Raw genomic sequence first — 21,982 nt, forward strand, 5'->3', positions numbered from 1 at the left:
CGCCTCAGCGCATTAACCCTGGCACCCACCAAGAGCCCAGCGGCGGAGATTGACCTTTAGGCCACCTCCATAGGGGTGTTGTTTGGTAACATTCCCGGCCTCGGGGCGATTCACGTAGGTCTGTGCCTGATCGCAAAGGGCTTCGGGAGTCCATTGATGGCAATTGGAGCAGTTCTGGTCTTTCCACAACTCGTCCGGCAACCCCTCGATTGGCGGAAATTGTGGCGTGCCCAACACCAGTTGATTGATGGTCTGCCCGCGTACATACGCGTTTCCAAAATCAAGCAGAGAGTCCAGTGTAACCAGCACATCTGCTGACGCATCAATCCCGCCTTGGGGCTCTGACACGTCGGAATCGGGCGCAGTCTTACGTGTCACGGATTCCTGTCCAAACCTCAGGGCCGCCAGACGGTCCTCCGCTTTGTTCGAAAACACACCTTCGGGAAAGCTCTGCAAATACACTTCGTAGGCGTGAACGGTATCGTCGGCCAGAGCGAGCTCATACATCAGGCGTTCTGTCTCATTAGCCTCGGCAACTTCCTCCTGCTGCTCTGGCGCATTCGCTCCGAGCAGCGGGGATGTCCCAAAGGACTCTGCCATAACCGTCTGCAATAGACTGCTAGCCTCTTCGGCACGCGAACTATTGGGATACGCCCGCATGAAGAGCATGATCTGAACAGGGTCGCGTGTGGTAATCGCTTCCTGCCACAGGTCATCTTCACTTTGATTATTGGCGATTTGCGTTTGGATTTGCGGTGAGAATGCAAAATCCTGTGTCAAAGACGATGTATCCCAAGGGGTTTGCAGGCCGCGCGTTTCTTGCAGTACGTCAACGCGAACTTTTTTGAACAACTGTTCGATGGCCATGCCCGGTGTTTCGATATGTTCTGCCAGACTGAGTGTGAACGGGCTGTTGCCTTTTTCGCCGTCCAGTGCAACCCCACCGGGATCGGTGGCATAGGCAAGAAAAGTGCCCGTCGGGGCCTTCATCTCGGCCAGGCCATTGTCATCCATGTTCGAAAGACTTTCGAATGGATTGTTCCGACAAGCGTCAAGAATGACAATATTGGTCTTGTTATGTGCTGATGCCATCTGATGCAGGACAGAACGCGCTTCCACTGCCATCAGATCCAGATCGGCCGGATCACTGAGTGAGATATCGACCGGTAGCAGGTAATTCGAACCAAAGGACTGTACGCCATGTCCGGCATAGTAAAAGAGCCCGACCGCATCTTCACCACTTTGACGCAGGTCGCGGCCAAACTGGGAAATCGCCCTTTTCATCTCAATCTGATTACTGTCCGTCAGATTTCGGACATCAAAGCCAAGGTCAGTGAGCTTTTCCGAAATCAGCTTTGCGTCATTGACCGGATTGTCCAACGGCGAGACTGAACCATAGGCAGAATTCCCAATCACAAGCGCAATACGCGTCTCAGCCCCTGCCTGAGCGGCCCATGATATCGATATCATCGCAATCAGAACGTAATAAATGCGAAACACGCCAGATCCTTTGCCACCATCATCCTAGCATATCCGTGACGCCGAGACATCAAGCCAGCTAGAATTTGGTTATATGTGTCTTTTGGCTTTATTATGGCCACGGACTGACATATTCCGATTTGAGTATCAAGCATAGGAAGAGGTTCACACATGCTACGCTCAACCTTGATGCGAGTTCTTATTGCCATCGCGCTCTTGGTACTTTCGAATGCCGCATCGGCACAGAGCGCTGATCCATTTGAGCATGGCTGGACGCTTGATGCCGAAACCTCCGAATTGCAGTTTTTGTCCGTTAAGAAAAACTCAGTGGCTGAAAACAGTGGATTTGCAACACTCACAGGTGTGATCAACCCGGATGGTGCCGCAGAGATCAGAGTTCTGATGGACAGCGTCGACACCAACATTGATCTGCGCAATGTGCGTATGCGATTTCTGTTTTTTGAGACCTTCAATTACCCTGAGGCTGTCATCACAGCGCAGCTACCACCCGAAAAGTTGGTTGACCTGCATCAGGCACGTCACAAAATCATTGACCTGCCCTATACCTTGTCGCTGCACGGCGTAACAAAGGACGGTGTCGCGCAGGTTGCCATCACATTGGTCGACAATGACCGTGTCGCTGTGGCAAATACTACACCGATTGCAATCGCGCTGCCCGATTTCGACCTCGAAGAAGGGCGGAGCAAACTGCAGGAGGCTGCGGGCGTTGACATCCTGCCCTTCGGTTTCGTCAGCTTTGGCTTCGTGTTCGACCGGGCGCAAGCGGGCACCCCTCCGCAACTTGTCGCGGCATCGACGACCCCCGGGGCCGCAGCGCTTGAAACCAAAGGCAATCTTGACCGCGAAGCCTGTGAAGGCCGCATGGAGATTCTTTCGCGTACAGGCAACATCTACTTCAATTCGGGCAGCGCCCGCTTGTCAGATGCGTCCATCCCGCTGCTGACCAACCTGCACAATATCGTTGATCGCTGCCCTGAACTGACGATCGAGATCGGAGGCCATACAGACAGTGACGGCTCGGATTCAGCAAATCGGGTGCTCAGCGAACGTCGCGCGCAGGCCGTCAACACCTATCTGGTCAATCAGGGTATCGCACCCGAACGTCTTGTAACCGTCGGTTATGGTGAAAGCCGTCCCGTGACTTCAAACGACACGGCCGAAGGCAAACGGCGCAATCGTCGGATCGAATTTGTGCCGGTGAATTAACCAAAATTGAAGAACAAGGGCTCAATCCCCGGCCAAAATAATCGGTTTGAAACCGCCGCTGCGCCATTGTTGCAGGGCTGAAATGAAATTCGGTCCTGGCACACCGTCGATGGTACTGGAGTAGTAGCCGGCTTTTTGCAGCAGTTTTTGCACTTCCATCAAAGTGTCCCGTGTCCACTGATCCGAGGCCAGTGACAACTGGTTCACAATCGTGCCGTTATCTTCTGCCGCACCCCGCAGCAACATGCGGGCTGCTTCGACGGGGTCTTGTGCAACGCCACGCCCCTCATCCAACAAGATCGCCGCCGCCAGATACCCCTGATATTCACCATCGCGCGCGGCTTTCTCAAAGTAGTTCAGCGCCTCTGTTGGCTCTCCGGAAACCCCATCCTGCGCCAGCACACCAAGGTTGAAGGTTGCTTTAGCTGATCCACCTTCGGCGGCTTGCTGCAATAGCGCGATCGCGCGCGCCTCGTCCTTCGGCACGATATTCCCTTCGAATAGTGTCACAGCCAGATTGATCATGGCGTCAAAACTGCCGCCTTCTGCCGCGCGTTCGTAGAGAGACAGCGCCATGTCTTGATCCTGTGGCACCCCTGTTCCGCTTTCATGCAGTTGCGCCAGCGAAACCATCGCCCGCAAGTCACCTGCCTCAGCCGCCTGCTTGTAAAGCGTAACGGCGCGATCCACATCCCCTGCAGCAATGGTTGCCCGCGCCAACAAGGCTACGTAGTGCGACAGATCAGGCGTCTGCGCAGTGGCAGCACTGCAGGCCTGTATAGCCGTCAATGCGTTTTCCTGAAGGCGGCTGAATGGCACCCCAGGGATGCTGGCCGTTCGGTCTCGGGGATGGGTCGCAAGACGTTCACATATACCGCCCGGGGTACTGTCTTCGGGGCGCGGAATTGATGAAATTAAGCGCTGCGCCTGACCGGCATGAGCACCGTTGGGGTATTGCTCCAGATAGAATTCGAGCAGCGGGCGCATGCGGCTGCGCTGTGCAAGTTTCCAAAGACGCTCGGCTTGCTCGTCTTCCTCTTCGACGGTCACCGCGCGGGTCAGCGTTTGCGCCTGCCCTGCCCGGTCCAGAAATGCCACAACTTCGTTCACATGTGCGCCTTGCGGGTAGCGATCTATGTAAAGCTGCATGAGCGAGGCATCCTGCGCATTAGCCGCAACCTGCCACAGCAACGTCTCTTCCGAGGCAGTAACGGGGCTGTTGTCAAAACGGAACTGCCGCGTCAAAGACGAGTTGTCCCAAGGAATTTGACGTCCCCCCGTTGAAGCCAGAACATCCTTTCGGACCGAAATCATCAAATCCGAGATGTCCTGTCCGGGCGTGTAGATATGGCTCAGCAACGCTTCGGTGAAAAAACTGTTTCGACCAGTGCCGTCATAGGCCACGTTGTCAGGTTGGGTCGCGTAAGCAAACATGAAATCCGCGGCGCTGCCAACACGTGCCAGCCCGTCACCGCCAACCTCAATTCCGGTGCCTTCAAAAGGATTGTCTCGACAGGCATCAAGAAAAACCAGTCGAATGCCGTCTGACCGTTCCATTCGGTTAACGAATTCGTCCATCTGAATCGTCTGTTCCGGAATGTCATCCGGTTCCGTGATCTGAGCATCAACTGGGACCAGATAATTGCGCCCGCCCACTTGAAACCCATGGCCTGCATAAAAAAGCAGCGACACATCGGAATCCGCCGCAGTTGCACCGTAAGATTCTGCGAGTGACAGCATTTCATCATGCGTCAGATCGGTGCCCAGAAACACCTCAAACCCGAGCCCTTCAAGCGCGATGGCCAGATCGGACGCATCGTTGATCGGGTTGTCCAACGGGCTCACCGACAGGTAGTCCGAGTTGCCGATGACTAGCGCAACACGTTTGTCAGCCAGTGCCATTGAAGCACCGAACATCAACAGTAGAAGCGCCGCGAGGCAACGTTTCAGGTACACTGGCTAAGTTCTCCGACGTCTTAGAGACCGATGGCGCGCGTCAGTCCGATTTCCGCCTGACCAACAGCCGCCACTATCGTTTCTACCTGCTGGTTCTGGATGATGGCAAGTTCGGGATCGCTTGCTCTTATCAACGTGATAGCTTTTCGGATCTCCCTCTGAGCCTGACGAATTTGACGCCGTGCCTGCTGGACAGCTTCGCGTCGAATCGCGTTGCGTTCTTCTGCGGTCGTGGCAAGCGACAGACGGCGGCTGGCTTCTTCGCCAGTTTTGCGGATACCGGCACTGGCACCGCGAATGATATCCCCAACGGAATCCAGACCCGGTGGTAGGCCTTTAACGATCCCATCTAGATCGGCAGCATACTCATCCATCGCTTGGGCCAGACAGGCAAGATATTCGCTAACGCTTTCACCACTACTGGCACAGGATGCAATCTCTTCGTCAAATTCCTGCGACACATTTTCGACCGTCCCTAGCGCGGCTTCTGCCTCGGCGACAGTTGTAACGGCTGTGCCTCCGCCACCTCCGCCGGTGATTGTAGTGTCGACGGTCGGCGTAACCTCAATTGTAGGCGTCGGAGGAACTGTAATAATCGTGCCGTTTGTAATGACGGCCGCCCCCGGCAAAGCGGCAATCGTAAAGACCTGCCCGCCGCTGCTGGTCACTGAACTTCTGCCCAATGTAAAAGTCGTCGCCCCGGGCGAAGTGCTGGCGAAATTCAACGGACTGAAAACGCTGGAAGTATTCAGCGTATCGGATGCCGGACCAAACCGATAAAGCGATGGCCCACCATAGACCGTACCCGTCGTGGAGGCGCTAGATGTCTCGCCGGCCGGGACGGCAACATCGTCAGGTATGGCGAAGAGCACGGGCGAAGTTGTGTAATTTGCAGGGTTTGTGCTGCCGGTACCCGGTGCCCATACGCTGGTGAAATTCCATCCCCGAGAAGAGGCGCGGCGGTAAAAGCTCTCGGTGTCCTGCAGCTGCGATGTGCTCAGTGCAGTGCCACCGTCACTGGTGCTAACCCCCGTAGATTGGCTATCCCAGAATGAAGCTGTGACCGAGGCTGAGGGATCGTTAAAGACGACCAGACCGCCGAAGGTTGTCGACGCCAACCCGCCAGAGGTTATGTCGCCAGTCGCAAATGTGCGTTCGATCGTACCGACAGTTCCAAAATCAGGGTCTGTTTCGTTGTCGACCACAAGGCCACCGATGGTTACGGTATCATCAATATTGACGGCCGTAATGTCTGATGTGGAGTATGAATCTCGGATAATACCCCTGTTAAACGTCACCAAACCCGCGCCAATAGCGTCTCCACCACCCGTTTGACTGGACAAAATGACGGGGCCGGAACTGTTAGACCTTTCGATAGTCCCGACATTGTCACCGACTAGTCCTGCCGCGGATAAGAATGTACTGGACGCGTCGATAGGAAAGATGGATTCGACTCTAGCTGTACTAAAACTGTCTTCGATTGTACCGATGTTCGAAACAACCAAACCTGCCGCTACAGATCCGCCACCCGCGCCTTCGGCAGTAACCGATCCATCGACTGAGACTCCGCTTATCAAACCGTCGTTGAACACAGCCAAAACAGCCGCGGTTTCGCCATCTATATCTGCATCGGTTACGGACAAGTTGGAAACTGATCCCGATGTTTCGATTATTCCGAACATGGCAGTGCTACCGCCCCGATCAATGTTCAACCCATCAATCGCAAACCGATTTCCGTCCAGTGACCCCGAGAAAGTATCGATTGGGTCAAACCCTCCGGACCAGCCGGATGTGACAGACGCATCGATGTTATTCACCAATTCAAAGCTGTCAGCATCCAGCCCCGTGCTATCTATTCCTTGCAGGCCATATACATCCGTCAACCGATAGGGGCTGGCGGCAGTTCCGCTACCACCCAACGCCCTCAGGAATGTGGCCCCGTCCGTGATCGAAAAATCGCCCGCCGAAAAGGACGGGATCGCACCGCCGTTCTGATCCCATGAGCCGCTTTCCAGAGTGAACGACGCAACATCGATTGCACCGCCAGAGCCGGTTTCAACGTCACCAACCGCATCGATCGTTAATCCGCCATCAGGCGCTGTAATAGCGGCGTTGATATCAATATCGTTGTCCGCACGTAGGGTAAGGTTGGAAGAGCTAGCCCAGACAACAGCCTCTTCGACAGTGATGTCCCCCGCTTGGCCGTCAGGTCCACCCAAATCCACTGGCGGGCCGCTGCCGGGGATAAGCTCTCCGGTTCCGGCAGTGGTGATGATAACATCACCAAGGTCGAGGTTGGCAACGATCGTCGCCGGGTCGACTGTTCCGAGAGCGCCGCTCGAATTGATAAAAATATTAGACGGGTCAAGCAGCAACGTCCCATGAGAACCGCTGGGCGCGCGCGTATCGGTCAGTCCTCGGTAGCTGAGCTCGATTTTACCAGAAACCTCGACAAATCCGCCATCACCCGCCTGTTCGCCCCCGCGGGCTGAGTTGAAGCCTGAGAAGATCGTAGAATAGTCAGACCAAACGATGATGCGTCCGCCATTGCCCTCCTCACCACCATCGGCGGTTAGGGTAGAGCTTGCGTCCACATTGGTTGTCTGTGCTGTCTGCAGCGTGCCGCCACCCTGATAGTCTCCGCCCACTAAGATTGTGCCGCCATCACCACCACCAGCCCCATCAGCGCTCAGCGTGGCACCGGCTAATGCAATCGCTTCGCCCGTGATCGTGATTGTTCCACCATCTTGCGCACGAACCCTTGGGCGCAACGAGGTTTCAACAATCGTCTCGCGAGCCGAAGTGTCGATTGTTCCGCTGATACGAACCGCTCCACCGCTACCACCTAAAACAACTGCGCCGGAAACGCCTCCGACATATTTCGCCTCAATCACTCCAGACATGTTGATCACCTGCCGCGCGGCATCGCGCGCGCTGGCTGCTTTCAGATGAACCAGACCACCCTCGGCCTCGATCCGCCCCGAATTGGTGACCAAGGCCTCCATCGTGGCATCATCGCTATCCGATGGAACCGCTACCTGCAAAAACCCATCGCCCGAGACGTCAAGGGTTACCTGTTCACCAGCACCCAAACCGACCTTGCCCAATGGCACCCTGATCAAGCCCGAGTTAGATACCTTGCCGCCGATCAGCGCCGCATAGCCACCGGGAACGATGGAGATCGTTCCGGCATTCTCAACCGAAGCTGAATTTCCGTTACCTTCGAAACGATATCTCCCGTTCAGGAAATCATCATCCGAGATAGCGAGGGTCGAGGCTACAAATCCGCCTGTATTTACATGACCGTTCGGCCCGATGAAAATGCCATTGGGGTTGACTAGAAACACCTGCCCGTTCGCATTCAGCTGCCCGTGGATTTGGCTAGTGGTATCACCCATCACCCGGTTCAGGATGGCGCTCTGCTGTCTGGGCTGATGAATGTTAACCGTCGAACCGGAACCGACCGAAAATCCGTCCCAGTTCACAATAGCGGTGTCTGAACTTTGAGTTATGTCCAGTTGTGTGCTGCTGGGCTGCGAAATTGTCGCACTGCCTGAGGCCACGGAACCACCTGTCGGCAAGGACTGCGCCATCGCAGTCGTGCCCCAAAGCAATGCCGTGGCTGAAACTATCGCAGTCCGAAGTATCTTGTCGGTGCGCTCAGAATCTCCGGCTCGCAACGATACTGAAGCGGTTTCCGTCAGCTCCCAGGTCATCGCGTTCACCTCTCCCATACTCAACTCGTAACGAACCCGACTTATAGGTCGAGTTTTCAATGATAAACAAATCAGCGCCGATCCCATAGGAATAGGCCGTGGTGGTGCTTTGCTCAAATATCGTAGGCTGTTCTAAACCCAGTTCCCCATAAGCACCAAAGATATAGGGCTTCAACAGCAGCGGAACTCCGGCGAGTTCAATCTGTTGAGATCGTCCCACTTCGGACCGCACGACCCAACCATCATCACCACGTAGCGAGCCCGCGTCAAACGTTGACAGCTCGCTGGAGCTGGCGACGCTGAACTGCTCTGATGTAACCAGCGGATCGCCAAAACTAGATTGAATGCGGCCGCTTAGATTCAACGACCAATTGGCATTTATCGGGCGCTGATATTGACCGGCCAAAACGAGTTTGGTGAATTCGGCACTGGCACCCTGCCGAGACAAAGGTGCTTCATCAGGCCCGACCGATGTGCTGGCTCCAAATGCATCTAACCCACGAGACAGGATAGCACTGCCGCGCAAGAATGCCCCATTATCATAGTTTCGCGTAACATCTAATGTTGCGCGCAAGACGCTTGTATCGTCGTCGTATACCGGGACTGAATCTGATCCGATCAGCAAATCTTGAGAATCGCTGATACGGTCAAAGATCAGCTGCGATGTCAGATTTAGCTGCCTCGATCGAATCCAAGGATAATACAGCCTCAGAGACAACCTCTCGAATTCGCTTTCATTCGGAACAAGGTCTGTTTCGGGGCGCGCCTTACTGGATGTTACTTCTGCATTAAACGTCAGACCATCATAGCCAATCGGGAATACGGTACCTGCCGCGACTATTCGGTATTCAGGGTCGCTCGAGAAAAACCGCGTAGGGGACCCGCCCACATTGAAGTAGAAGGTCTCTCCAAGATCGAGAAAACCGTTCATCTCAAGCCCCAGGCTCAGGTTCACGGGACCAAGCTCATCCGATAATGTGTTGTCGAACCCAAATGAGCCGGTAATTTCTTTGAATTCTCCGTCCAGTGTTAGAATCGTTCCGCCACTGGCGTCCCCGGCTGATAGGGTCGATGCCAGCCGAACTCCAAATGTATCACCCGCTAGCAATAGTGCCCGTTCAATCTCTTGCAGCCTGATACCGCGTTTGCCGATCAGTGGTTCAGTGATCGCCACCACCCGGTCGCGAACTTGTTCGGGAACCTTCCGGGCATCGATACGCTCGACAAACCCATCAACCACAACAATGCGAAGGGTTCCACCGTCGCGCAGAGTCTGCTGCGGCAAAACCACACGACTTAGGACAAACCCGGCATTGGCGTACGCGCTTTCCAGACGGTTGGTCGCCGCAAAGATTTCAGACGCCGCGACGCGCTTGCCCGACAACCGCTCAACAAAGGCGGTATTTGCACTCTCCATCTGTGGCAGAGCACCTTCGATATCGACCCGCCCAACCGTCACGAATAACCGGTCCGCGCCCTCCGGGATCGGAGCACCCGGATCCCGAGCCACAGTCACTGGCCCAGTGCTTTGCTGATTTTGTGGCTGAAACGTCGAAGGCGCAATGTTGGACGCGCTTTGCGCCCAGGCGCTATCCGCAAGAATGTTCAAGCTGCCGGCGGCAAGTGAAAATATCACACTGATATTTTGGAGGCGCTGAAACTTCTTAGGCAGTAGCTTCGACATTGGTGACCTTTGGTGAAGGCGTGAAACAGTACTCAGAAAAACCCAGCGTATACGCCAAAGCAAGATTGTATTTACCATTTACGAAAACTCGTTGGATTTACTGTTCTGGGTATCACGTTTAGTGGCTTTGAAGTCCGTGTCCAACTTCACATAACGCGCAACGGATCGCGAAACTACAGCAGACCTTGCTCCAGCCACTCTTCTATCTTGTCTCGACTGACTTCGAAATGCATGGAATCCTCGCGCCCCCATGCAGCCCCCCAGACCCAGCCTTCCTGGCGGAAAAAATCGGCAAGGATAGTGAGGCCAAGTTGAGTTTTTCCATCGCCCAAAGTGTCCAGCACACCGTCGATGTTCAGATCAACAGCCAGTCCATAAGCATGCGCCGAGGCTGAGGATGTCGCTCCTCGAATTCGGCGGACACACAAAGACCCTGCCGTATTAATACGGGCAAATAAATCAGGATCGGTTCGTCGGATATTGTCGAATACAGTGCGCAGGGAATCGATTGCAGGTTTCAGCATCCGCACACGAACAGGCCCCACTTCTTCAAGGATCAGCAGACTTTCCAGACGCGGATTAGTCATTGACTGGCAACTGTCTGTTAAGTCCTCGCGCGGCAGACCAAACGTCTCTTTCAAGAATGTTGAATTTGCCAGCTGAAGTTGCTGGTTCACCTTTTTACGATTGGCAATCAGAACAACCTGAGCATAGGCATCGATGATGTCGTTTGGTGTGGTGCTGTCATAGCCAAAATCATCGGCACCGTCGGCACCTTGTTGCAACAAAGGTCCACCGCTTTGCGATCGGGAGATTTCCAGAGATAACTGCTCAATCTGATTGCGCATGTCTTCGACTTGCTGGCTCAGCATTTCAATCTCGATCCGAGCGCCTGAGTCGATTGCGGGCCCCTCAAAATCACTTTCAATAGGGACTATTATAGGGAAGACATACCAGATGATCGGGGCAAGGATTATCGCCACACCAAGGATTATCGCTGGAACGGTGCGCATCTGCTGTGTTTTCCTGTGTCTCACTGCCTTTGTGCATCAACCTAGAAGTCGACGGACAGGATGTCACGTCTTTGCCCGAAATTGTTAATCTCATATGTGACTTTCTTCATTGTCGCTGCTCAGAGGCAGGGGTACTCTTTGTCTCAAATATGGAAGGACTTCAGTAATGCCTGCATTTTCATCGACGAAAACTATCGGGGCTTCGGCTTTTGCATTTGTATGCGCGACACAATTTGCACTGGCGCAGTCAAATGAACTGACAGCCGACGAAATCACCGACGCATTCAACAAACAAAAAACACGCGGACTTGTGATCGTGCCCTCAAATTCCGGCACCGAAACTACACAAGACACCGCTGAAACCACTGTTGCTGCAGCGCCCGTCGAGTATCAGCCCGTCGCAACGGAAGATCAGGTCAACATTCAGGTTCGTTTCGATTTCGCCTCGGCCGCACTGCGGGACGATGAAAAACCGAAATTGGCCTCGCTCTGTCAGGCGATGAAGAACGTCGACGTGAATGTCTTTCAGATTATCGGACACACCGACAGCGCAGGATCTGCGGAGTACAATCAAAACTTGTCTCTGTTGCGCGCAAAAGAGGTCAAACGCTTTCTTGTCAACGATTGCGGCATCTCGGACCAACGCCTGGAAGTGCTCGGCGTCGGTGAAGCACAACCTCTGAATAAGGATAACCCGCGTGCTGATGAAAATCGCCGCGTTGAATTTCAGGCTCTCGGCTGATTTAGTCTCCTCTGATAACAACTAAATTCGAGGGCGGCATGACTGAATCCCGCACAGGTGACCTGTTTCAGCCGGGCGATCTGGTGAACAATACCTATCGGATCGAGGCGATCCTTGGGCGGGGTGGAACGTCAGACGTTTACCGGGCACGCTCCGAGATTTCGGGGCGCCTTGCCGCACTGAAGGTATTGAAGGCCGAATTTTCCAGTAACGACGATTATCTTGTCCTTCTGACCCGAGAAGAAGAAATTCGCGACATCCGCCACGACGCGGTTGTGCGGTATTCTGAAAATAACCGCACCGCCGACGGACATGTCTATCTGGTGATGGATTACGTTGACGGACCCGGACTGGACCGGAAGCTGGCCGAGGGTCCGATGTCTGCGCCTGAAATTCTCACTGTGTGCAAACGGGTGTGCGAGGGATTGGAGGCCGCCCATGCCCGCAATATCGTCCATCGCGATCTGAGCCCGGATAACATCATCCTACGTGATGGCGATCCTGCACAGGCGGTGATTATCGATTTCGGTATTGCCAAGGACACCAATCCTGGCGCGGAGACTATCGTGGGTGGTGAATTTGCCGGCAAATATGCCTATGCAGCGCCCGAGCAGTTGTCGGGTAAAACCGATCAACGCACAGATATTTACTCTTTGGGCGCGTTGCTACTTGCAAACTTCCGGGGCGAAAAAGCAAACTCAGGGCGCAACCTACTGGAGGTTGTCGAAAGCAAGAAAGAGCCCCTGGACACAACAAATGTGCCTGAGCCTCTGAAATCCATCCTCGACAAGATGACCGCCCCGGATCCAAATGACCGATTTCAATCGGCCGGTGATGTACTAAGGGCGCTTGCCTCTGCACGATCAGAACCAGTTGAGAGGGCAATCCCTGACACTGATGAAGATGCCACTATAATTGTTCCTAAAAGTAGCGCTCCCGCACCTGCGATGGCCGCGCCTGAATCCACGCCTACTCAGGAAGTGCAGACGCCGAAGCCCTCTCAGCCTGCAACCGCAAAAAAGTCACGGACAGGGCTTATGGCGACTTTGGGCGTTGTTATCGTCGGAGGGGCCGGAATTGGCGGCTATCTAAGTGGCACCTTCGATGGTCTGTTGGGCCCGTCCTACCCCGCCGTCGCGCCCTACACATTGGTAGCGGACAAACGCGATGGGCAGCCCCCGCGTGCGGTCGGGTTCGTACCATCGGAAGAAACTCGGGATGCTATGACACGCGAGATTACCGGAGATGGCGGTACGGTCGATTTGACATTAGCATCGGGCGACATTTCAGAAACCTGGGGAAGCGCCGTCAGCAATGTCGTAGATGCGGTGATGGATCTGGAAGAATGGCGTCTGGTCGTGAACGGCAATGACGCCCAGTTGACCGGACAGACCACGAACAAGGCCCTGCACACAGAGTTGGAGCAGCTTTTTTCCACAGGATTACCGGCTGGGCTGCAGGGAACAGTCGATCTGGAACTTGAACCTCTATTCGTTACAGCAGCAGAGATCAGACCAATTTTGGCAGGCTTGGCCGATTGTGGCACGTTGCAATTGGTTGACCCGCCCACAACCGGATACGGGCTTGAAACCCCGGTTCGGGTGAGTGGCACACTGGCGTCTCAGGACAGCTTAATCGGGCTTGAAACCGCTTTGACAGCGCTTGTTGGCACACGACCCGTGGATTTGGATCAGATTGCGCTCTTGAATCCTACCCTGTGTCTGATCGAGAACTATCTTCCAACTGCACCGACAAGCGATATTTCGATCGCATTCTATAATGGTGAACAGGGTAACGCGCCAAATCCCAATGGTGATTTTATCGTCGGCCAGAACCCGGTGATCGACGTCAAACTGCCAGATGATGCGCAGGACGGATTTCTGTCTGTTTCAGTTCTTGATGTCTCAGGAAACGTATTCCACCTGCTGCCCAATGTGACGCGCCAGGAAAACGGCATCCCGGCCTTAAGGGAAGGCCAAACAGGACCCATGTCAGTACGCGTTGCGTATTCGATACCAGAGAGTCAGGAAAACGGAGGCATTGCTTTCGAGGTTGATGATTCCACCTTGGGCAAAAGCAAAGTCATCGTGTTGCATAGTGACAAACAGTTATTCGACACCCTGCGACCAACAACCGAATCCGCAGCAGGATATGCCGAAGCGCTGCGCGAGCAAGATCGCAACGTCGATACGCAGATCCTGTCGCTGGACAGCCGTATTCTGACTACCCTGGAACAATAACCTGGCCTCGAACTGCAAGCCATTGGTCATTAGCGACGCCTGAAGGCATCATTTGCCTTCAGGGAATGTCGACAACAATCACCGAGATATTATCTGCGCCACCCCCATCCAGAGCGATTTGGATCAACTGATCTGCCACTGTCTCAATCGGCATTTCGGACAGTGCTTTTTCGAGCATCGGAAAAGTAGCATATTTACTTAATCCGTCCGAGCATATCAGGAACCGGTCCCCCGGTTGAACTTCGCCACGGATCTTGTCCAATTCCAGCTCATCCCCTACTCCCACCGCACGGTTGATGGCGTTGGATTGAGGGTGTTGCTCAGCCTCGTCCCAGCTCATCTGACCGGCCAAAACGAGATCAGCGACCACGGAATGGTCGGTGGTCAGCATCTGAATTTGATTGTTCCGCAACAAATAAATTCGGCTGTCTCCGGCCCACAACCCAACAAAATGGCCATTTGCCAACATCATGCTGGCAACAGTCGTACCGATGGTTCCGCCACCGCGTGCTTCGGCCTCGGCGCGGATCGCCGCATGAGCCTGCCGAAGCACATCGCGCAATGAGACCATCCGGTCTGAAGGTGGCAGACCCGGGGGGATGGCCGCAACCATATCCGCAACAAGCCGACTGGCGTAATCACCCGCCTCGTGACCGCCCATCCCATCCGCAACCAGCCACAAGTTTTCCTCGGGCAGTGCAAGCACCGCATCTTCATTGAGCTTACGCTTGAGGCCAACATGGCTGCGGGCGCTGTACCGAACGCGGTGACTTGAATTCATATTGGCCTTGCCTCGGTCCAGACTGCAGCGTGAAGGTTGAACAAACCTTGCATGTTTGCCCCTTCCGGTAAACCTTCGCAGACCATCATTCGAGGCACACCACCGATTTCAGTGCTCCAAATTGTTGGCATCCGAAAACGATCAGATACTAATCCCGAAGCAAGATCGGGCAGCAGGCCGTCGGATACTTCTCCGCGCGTCAGTACCAAGGTGTTGCCTTGTGCACGAACCGGGGCTGTTGGCTCCTGCACTGGAACGATCAAAGCCTCAAGCTCCTTAGCCAACTTGTCACGGGTCATGTCGTCCTCGAGCGCAGCCAATGCGAGATCTTCGAGCTGACCGTAAATCTCCGCAGCCCGAAAATGAGATAGAATAGCAGAACCCTCGTTCGAAATCGCTGCAACCAATGTCAGGGGAAAGCGTCGCCCTACTCTGTCCACGGAAGGCATAAGAACGCCCAGCATTTTCTGCGGACCTGCCAAGCCTGGGGCAAGGCAGAAGCGCCAGATAGGGGCCGACATGTAATGCGAATCCCAAGCAGGCCCCAGCGACTCGGACGCGGCAAGCATGCTGTGCTGTATCCAGGTGTCCCAGGGCTGGACAAACTCGGGTGCTACCCCGAGCCGAAAGAAATCTCCGACCGAGGGCATCTTCCCGAATGCGCCAAATCCAGCCTTCGGCATCAGAAAGACTTGGGGCAGCTGAATTTCTGCAGCGCCGGCAAGGCAAAGGGGTTGATGACCGATCCTGATTGCAGCTGGAAAATCGCGATGCGACCGCCAACGTTGAATATTACCTTCTTGCGGTCTGACACGTTTGTGCGCCGCACCTCGGCTGCGTCAAGTAACCGGAACCAGGCCCACGGTCCGTCCTTGGACAAGACGCTTTCAATGTTGCGCTTTTCCGGTTCAAAGCTAACGCGCGCCAGCCCAACCTGACCCGGCCAGGCAATGGCCATCGGTGACGGAAGCCCGCCACGATGACGGAACTCCAGCGTCTGACCGTCAATCTCCAGCTTCACGCCCTTGGCCTTGGGGTCCAGCGCCTCGGGCATGATCTGAAACTGTATCCGCGGCTGGGGGCCAGCTGCAAAAAACGCTTCTCGGATCTCGGCTGCATTCTGAAACTGGGTCAGTACTGCCTGACTGATCCCCAGATCGGCCTCATTTACACTGGTTTTCCAAGACCACGGCCGGGTACGCATATCCACATGCTTCGCGAGGTTTTCGTTGAAGAACGTATCAATCAAACCTTGCGGGCCAAACAGCTTGCTGAAATCACCCATGGCAACATCCGCGCCCGATCTGCGGTTGAACGGATAACGATCGGTCACGACCTGTTCGCAGAAGGGCAGTACATTAGCCTGCCAGCGCGCATTAATAGATGCGCGCGTGCTGTCCGACGTGATTCCCGATGACCCATCGATGATCTGCAATGCCCAGCGTTCCATCGGGCCAGGAATACGCGCCGCTTCCTGCTGGAACTGCTGCAACGCCTGACCGGATTCCGCGCCAGTGACACCACTGAAGGACATCTTGTTCAGTTCTTGATACACACCGGTCAGCGATCCCATCAGAAGATCAAGCTGCGAGGGTTGTCCCTGTTGCTGTTCCACCAACTGATGCAACCAAGAGAACCTATCTTCGACATATTGGCCCGGTTCTTGCACCGGCTCTGATGAAGTTGCACCGCTGGACTTGGCCAGCGCTTCCAGCAGGATTTGTGTCTGGACGGAGGTTGCGGATTGCACTTCCAGGCTGGCTGCATTTGACAACCCTTCGTTCAACGCATCCGTATTGGGCAGGGCTGAACGGCTTTCTGTCAGTTTCGTCTCGTCAGAAATCGAATTTAGGATGTTCACGATAGGCGACGTCGGGCCTGACAGTACGTTGGTCACCTCAACTGCATGGCTCAGGCTTTCCATAGGAACGATGTCGATATCGCCCAGCATGGCGTCATAGCGCGCGATGTAGTCGTTGTAGTACAGGTCCAGAACATCTCGACTAAGCGCCGCAAGGGCCAGTTCGGTTTGCTCGGCTTCTCCGCGAGGACCTAGAACCCAGCTTTCCTTTTGTACCCGTTTGGCCACTCCGACCGCTTCGCCCAAAAATACGTCGTTGAAACCTTTGTAGGTGAAGATCCCCTCGATCCCGTCATTTAACGGCTTCCCAGACGACCGGACCAGAACGCGACCAACGGCAGGGCCGCCAACTTCGGTAATGCGCCACTCCGGCAAGGCCGTTGCAGTTGGGCTGGATATGATCCCATTATACACCCGCTGCGCCAAGGGCAGCTCCGATAGAATACCTTGGATCTGTTCCACCATCGGCCCATTCAAGGCAACGGCCTGCATCGGCTGACTCAGCAAAGCTTCAAGGTGATCATTCAGGTCGGCGCGAAATTCCTCACGAGAGGGGCCAGGGAACGAAACCGTCCAATCGATATTCATCCATTCATTGACGAGGTTCGGGTTCATCGGACCCTGCAAGCCCAACATCAGGTAAACCTTGAGCGCTTCATATAGAACATCGGGATTGTTGATATTCGCGCTCATCTGCTCTTCCAGACGCAGCAGCAAGCGCGGTAGGAACCGTTGGTTCAATGCGGCGCGATAGGTCTGCGCCGCCTGCGTACCAATCACGTCACCCTGATACAGACCATATGTCAGGCGCGATTCCGGGTCCGGATCTGACAGTGTCGGATTCGCAGGCAGATCGCGCAACGTATTCAAAGCCTGCACGACAGGTACCAGATCGGTATCTCCCACCGGGCTGGGTGGAAGCGTTGCTGCAGCGGCCTGATAGGCGGACACACCTTCCTGCGCCTCGGCAATCAGCTCGGAATTTCCCGAGAAGCTGCGCACAAGCAAAGCGCCAACCGTCACGGCCGCCATAACAGTCGCGGCGACCGAAACCCATTTGGTAATCCTGTACCGGCGTTCAACCTTATCATCTGCACTGACCAGACCTGCTTCACGGAAAATCACCTGATCAAACAATCTGGTCAGGAAGTACGAGCGCCCTGAACCCTGCCCCGTACCAATGGCCTGACGCCCGATCCCGAAGGTCCGGGCCATCCCCAGCATCAGCCGGTCAATCGGTGTGCCTTCCTGCGTTCCAGACGTGAAATACACTCCGCGCAGCATGTGGCGATGCTGATAGCGGCTGTCCTGAAAAACCTCGGTTAGAAATTCATGCGCAACCTTCCGGAAGGATGCCACCTGCATCGGGAAACCGGCAACCAGAGCGCGGCGCTGTGGGTCGGTTTCGGTCTGCATCCGTTCCAGCGATTGGGCGTTCAGGCGGCCCAGCAGCAAGGCGAACTCTTCATCGAAGGCAGCAACAGGAGATTGCTCGGATCGAGACTTGTCCAATGGCAGTGTGAAGCCCCACACCTGTTCACGATCTTCCTTGCCCAGATTGTCGTAGAATTCGGCGAACCCGGCGATCAGATCAGCTTTGGTAAACAGGATATAGACCGGAAAGCGGACACCCAACTTCTCGCGCAGCTCCTCAAGCCGACGGCGAACGGCTTTCGCGTGCTCTTTCTGAGTGATTTCATCCTGCAGAGACAGATCAGAAAGCGAAATCGCAATCATCGCGCCATTAATGGGCTGGCGTTTACGATATTTCTTGAGCAACCCAAGAAAACCGATCCAGGCCGCATTGTCGACTTCAGCGTCACTTTCTTGCGTTGTGTACCGCCCCGCAGTGTCGATAAGAACAGCATTTTCAGTGAACCACCAATCGCAATTGCGCGTTCCGCCGACGCCACCAATCGCTGTTTTTCCCATTTCATCGGCCAGTGGAAAGTTAAGGCCAGAATTCACGATCGCCGTGGTCTTGCCTGCGCCTGGCGGGCCAATCATCACATACCATGGCAATTCGTTTAGATGGCGTCGTCCGTTCTTGGATTTACGCAGCGCCGCCATTGCCGTTTTCAACTTGCCACGCAGCTCGGAAATCTCGCTGTCGATCATATCGCCGCCATCACTGACGGCTTCAGTGATTTCTTCGGTTAGGTTCTTTTCGCGTCTGCGGCGGACAAAGAATACCGTCAGCGCGATAGCCAAAAAGATGGCAAATATGACGCCACACCAGATCAGGCGCGCCGCCACCCCATCCAAGGGGCGCCATTCATCCGATCCGATCAAAGGCCCGAAGAAATACAAGCTCAGCGACAGAGCGGTCGCGGTAAAGAACAGAACCGTGTAGATGGATAGGAAAATAAACTTCAGAAATCTGAGGACAATCATGGGGTTTCCTCCTGAACCAACAGGACTTCGATCCGACGGTTGGTCGCGCGACCTTCTCGAGTCGAATTGTCGGCAATTGGTTCACTGTCGGCCCGACCTTCAGCGCTAAGCCGTTTGGGATCGGACAAATCCGCCGCCATCTGGTTCATGACAGATTTGGCCCGAGCCAGTGAAAGGGCCAGATTGGACGGAAACCGAGAGGACCGGATCGGCACGTTGTCCGAATGCCCAGCCACGATCACGGAACCCGGTTCGTCGTTCAGCGCTACCGCAACCCGGCGCACCGGCTCGCGGAATTTATCCTGCAGATGATCCGAACCCGAGCCAAACATGCCCGAGCCTTTGATGCGAATGACCAGTGTATTGCCCTTCTCAAATACCTCAACCAATCCTTCGTCGATCTCGGGCTTCAGGAATTCCACGACCTTTTCCACCTGTGCCTGCGGTGGAGGCGGTGGAGGCGGAGGTGCACGACGCTGCAATTCGGTCACAGGACCCGCATCAATTACCGACATCTGTCCTACAAGATTTTCTGTTTTATTAGACAGCGCGTAGGACAGGCCACCAAACTCGATCATCAGCAAAAGGGCCGTCACGCCAAGCGCGATCCAAACCGGTTTCCACATGCTGAGCGATCGATATGGCTTATCTTCGCCTTCCCAATGCGGAGCAAGGTCGCGTTCAACCGGGCCGCGCTGAGCCCGGATGATCCGCGCAAGACCTTGCCTAATCTGCAAATGCTTGTCCGGGCCTCCCTGTTCCACCCGCAAGCGCCCTTCAAAACCCAGTGACAGGCACATGTAGACGAACTCTAGCAATTCGATGTTGTTCGCAGGCTCTTGTTCCAGCCGCGCCAGAAGATCATAGAACCGATCGCCACCAACCGTCTCACGGTGGAAGGTCCCGACCAGAGACTGCGTGGCCCAGCTGGATTGCCCGCCCCAGGGTGTATTCAACACCACATCGTCCAAAGTGGCGCAGAGCGCATAACGTGCGATCTTTACTGTCTGGGCCGGGATACCCGCCTGCAATGCCGCGTTCTCGAAACTGCGCACTTCAGCTACCACGCTTTGGCGAAGCTTGTCGGGGTCCATGTGTTGCGCGCGGTTACGAATTCGACTGATGAGCGAAAACAAAGGCGAGGCACAGGCATTCAGGCGGTTCATGCCGGTGGTTGCCACCTGCCCTGTACCACCCTGCGCCGAGCGCGGTTGCGAAGCCTGCGCAGGTGGTACGCTAATTTCTGCCCCGCCCACCGCTGGCTGCTGAGGTGGAGTCTCCATCGGGTAACCTGCCGGTTGCTGAGACGCGGCAGGCTGCTGCTGCGTACCGCCGGGCTGACGCCGCCCACCCGGGTTAGGTCGGATCACCGTCTTGTCTGTGTCGTCCGGTTCGGCAAAAGGATCGTTGTCGGACATCGTTTACCTGCTTCCTCAAGGCCCCCGCATCTTACTGTGACCCACGCGGACAGCCCCATCAAATTGTTTCTTGGCAACCACTCAAGGCCTCGTCTTTCAAACGAACGCTTACTGATTGCGGATTGCCCAAAGTTCCATCTGCAGACCTGGGTACTGTCCTGACACGTGCACCGCGATCCCACCCGAGGTAGTCATTTTGCTCCAATACGGGCTGGCGGCGTCCAGTTCGAAGTACACCACGCCCGAATGATACGGAATTTGGCGCGGAGCAACCGGGAGCGGGCGCAGCGTGATTCCCGGTAAGGCCGAGTTCACCAACTGACGGATTTCCTCGACTGGCCCGGTCTTGGCCTGGCCCGCAAAATGCCTCCGTACATCCTCGGCTGGGATATCGGCATTGACGGCCAGAACGAAACCGGCATTTCCAATCAACTTGCGGTCGGCAATTACCCCTACGCTTATGCCGTATTTCCGTGGCTCCAGTGGGATCGAGATCGCCGTCTGCTCCAAAACTGAGCTCAGGTACTGGCGCAGAACGCGGATCACTGGTGCAAAAGACTCGGTCAGATTGTCATGCTGATAGGCTGGAAACTGCACGGCTTCCTTTTCGGCACTCATAAAGGTCGCAAGCTCTCCGGCCAGCGCGGCACAGACGCGATAAACATGTTCAGGATGCACATTTTCGATATTTGCGAAATGGCGAACAAGAGGCAAGTTTCGGTTTATCACCATCAACAACAAGAAATCCGATATCTCGGCAGCACCCTTGGCAGGACCGCCTTCAGATAATCTTCCGGCCAAGGCCTGCATCCTGTGTGACAGCATACCCTCAAGCTCGTTCATGAAGCCCGCCAGTGCCGGAGCCGCGCGAACATCCATAACCGAGGGGATAAAGCCACGGTCCATTATGATTTCTTTGTCCGGACGCACTTCGATGATCCGGGCAATCGGAATGGCAAGCTTGTCGGCCAAATCGTCAACAGCCAGTGCAAACTGCAGGCGCAGCTTGCCAACACCAAGGGTCACCGGCTTTTTTTGCTGGCTCATCACATCCGTGATTTCCTGCTCTGCCGGGCGCAGACGGCTAACCGACTGTTCAGCCCCGCTCAGGTCTACTTCGGACGCGCCTTGCCGCCTTTGCGGAACCGTCAAATATACCACGCAATCCTTGATCGACTCGGGCACTTCCAGCGCCGGTGGATGATCTTCGGCCTGCGGGACGCGAAACACCTGCCCATCCGATGTCAGACCCGCGCAAGACTTGAGCGCGATCTGACCGACCTTGAGTACTTCGTCATCAATCTCAAGCGCACTCAGACCCCAGGCATAGGGCGTCATTCTACGCGCCAGCCCGGCCACCAGAGCCTCAGTATATCTGTCGGCCTGCTGGAAATGATGGGGCTGCAGAAACAACCCTTCGGTCCAAAGCACCTTGCTGTCCCAGGACAATGGCTGCCCTCCCTTGTTATCG

General features: G+C 55.2%; 13 protein-coding genes. 3 read left to right on the plus strand and 10 right to left on the minus strand.

The window, feature by feature from the left end:
- Nucleotides 1–12: 12 nt before the first annotated feature.
- Nucleotides 13–1,500, minus strand: coding sequence for a caspase family protein (locus tag ACR0KN_RS18065; RefSeq protein WP_480655505.1), 1,488 nt, complete (start codon nucleotides 1,498–1,500; stop codon nucleotides 13–15).
- Nucleotides 1,501–1,650: 150 nt separating this feature from the next.
- Here ACR0KN_RS18065 and ACR0KN_RS18070 point away from each other — a divergent pair, with 150 nt between their 5' ends.
- Complete coding sequence (locus ACR0KN_RS18070; RefSeq protein WP_480655507.1) at nucleotides 1,651–2,706, plus strand: OmpA family protein; 1,056 nt, start codon at nucleotides 1,651–1,653, stop codon at nucleotides 2,704–2,706.
- A 21-nt stretch (nucleotides 2,707–2,727) separates the two neighbouring features.
- Here ACR0KN_RS18070 and ACR0KN_RS18075 read toward each other — a convergent pair whose 3' ends face one another.
- From ACR0KN_RS18075 to ACR0KN_RS18090, 4 genes are all read right to left on the minus strand, one after another.
- A complete protein-coding gene (locus tag ACR0KN_RS18075) occupies nucleotides 2,728–4,608 on the minus strand; it encodes a caspase family protein (RefSeq protein ID WP_480655509.1) in 1,881 nt (626 codons plus the stop codon).
- Between the two features lie 74 nt (nucleotides 4,609–4,682).
- A complete protein-coding gene (locus ACR0KN_RS18080; protein ID WP_480655511.1) occupies nucleotides 4,683–8,378 on the minus strand; it encodes a two-partner secretion domain-containing protein in 3,696 nt (1,231 codons plus the stop codon).
- Nucleotides 8,323–10,062, minus strand: coding sequence for a ShlB/FhaC/HecB family hemolysin secretion/activation protein (locus ACR0KN_RS18085; protein ID WP_480655513.1), 1,740 nt, complete (start codon nucleotides 10,060–10,062; stop codon nucleotides 8,323–8,325). Before ACR0KN_RS18085 ends, ACR0KN_RS18080 begins: the two co-directional genes overlap by 56 nt.
- Nucleotides 10,063–10,235: 173 nt before the next feature.
- Entirely contained in the window at nucleotides 10,236–11,075 is an 840-nt protein-coding gene (locus ACR0KN_RS18090) for a M15 family metallopeptidase (RefSeq protein ID WP_170543759.1), read from the minus strand.
- Nucleotides 11,076–11,241: 166 nt separating this feature from the next.
- On the opposite strand from ACR0KN_RS18090, the gene ACR0KN_RS18095 reads away from it, so the two are divergent.
- On the plus strand, nucleotides 11,242–11,817 hold the full coding sequence (locus ACR0KN_RS18095) for an OmpA family protein (RefSeq protein ID WP_480655515.1): 576 nt from the start codon (nucleotides 11,242–11,244) through the stop codon (nucleotides 11,815–11,817).
- Between the two features lie 38 nt (nucleotides 11,818–11,855).
- Nucleotides 11,856–14,057 carry a serine/threonine protein kinase gene (locus ACR0KN_RS18100; protein WP_480655517.1) on the plus strand — a complete coding sequence of 734 codons (2,202 nt, stop codon included), beginning with the start codon at nucleotides 11,856–11,858 and terminating at the stop codon, nucleotides 14,055–14,057.
- Nucleotides 14,058–14,115: 58 nt separating this feature from the next.
- Here ACR0KN_RS18100 and ACR0KN_RS18105 read toward each other — a convergent pair whose 3' ends face one another.
- The 5 genes from ACR0KN_RS18105 to tssK all read right to left on the minus strand — a co-directional run bounded on the left by ACR0KN_RS18105 (nucleotide 14,116) and on the right by tssK (nucleotide 21,960).
- A complete protein-coding gene (locus ACR0KN_RS18105; protein WP_480655519.1) occupies nucleotides 14,116–14,838 on the minus strand; it encodes a PP2C family protein-serine/threonine phosphatase in 723 nt (240 codons plus the stop codon).
- The gene (gene tagF, locus ACR0KN_RS18110; RefSeq protein ID WP_170471984.1) at nucleotides 14,835–15,521 is read right to left on the minus strand and encodes a type VI secretion system-associated protein TagF; all 687 of its coding nucleotides are present in this window, start codon (nucleotides 15,519–15,521) and stop codon (nucleotides 14,835–14,837) included. Before tagF ends, ACR0KN_RS18105 begins: the two co-directional genes overlap by 4 nt.
- A complete protein-coding gene (gene tssM / locus ACR0KN_RS18115) occupies nucleotides 15,521–19,093 on the minus strand; it encodes a type VI secretion system membrane subunit TssM (RefSeq protein ID WP_480655521.1) in 3,573 nt (1,190 codons plus the stop codon). The genes tagF and tssM overlap by 1 nt, the downstream gene beginning before the upstream one ends.
- The gene (gene icmH, locus ACR0KN_RS18120; protein WP_480655523.1) at nucleotides 19,090–20,511 is read right to left on the minus strand and encodes a type IVB secretion system protein IcmH/DotU; all 1,422 of its coding nucleotides are present in this window, start codon (nucleotides 20,509–20,511) and stop codon (nucleotides 19,090–19,092) included. The genes tssM and icmH overlap by 4 nt, the downstream gene beginning before the upstream one ends.
- A gap of 108 nt (nucleotides 20,512–20,619) precedes the next feature.
- Complete coding sequence (gene tssK / locus ACR0KN_RS18125; RefSeq protein ID WP_170471990.1) at nucleotides 20,620–21,960, minus strand: type VI secretion system baseplate subunit TssK; 1,341 nt, start codon at nucleotides 21,958–21,960, stop codon at nucleotides 20,620–20,622.
- Between the last annotated feature and the right edge of the window lie 22 nt (nucleotides 21,961–21,982).

The organism is Ruegeria sp. AP7 (assembly GCF_056539905.1).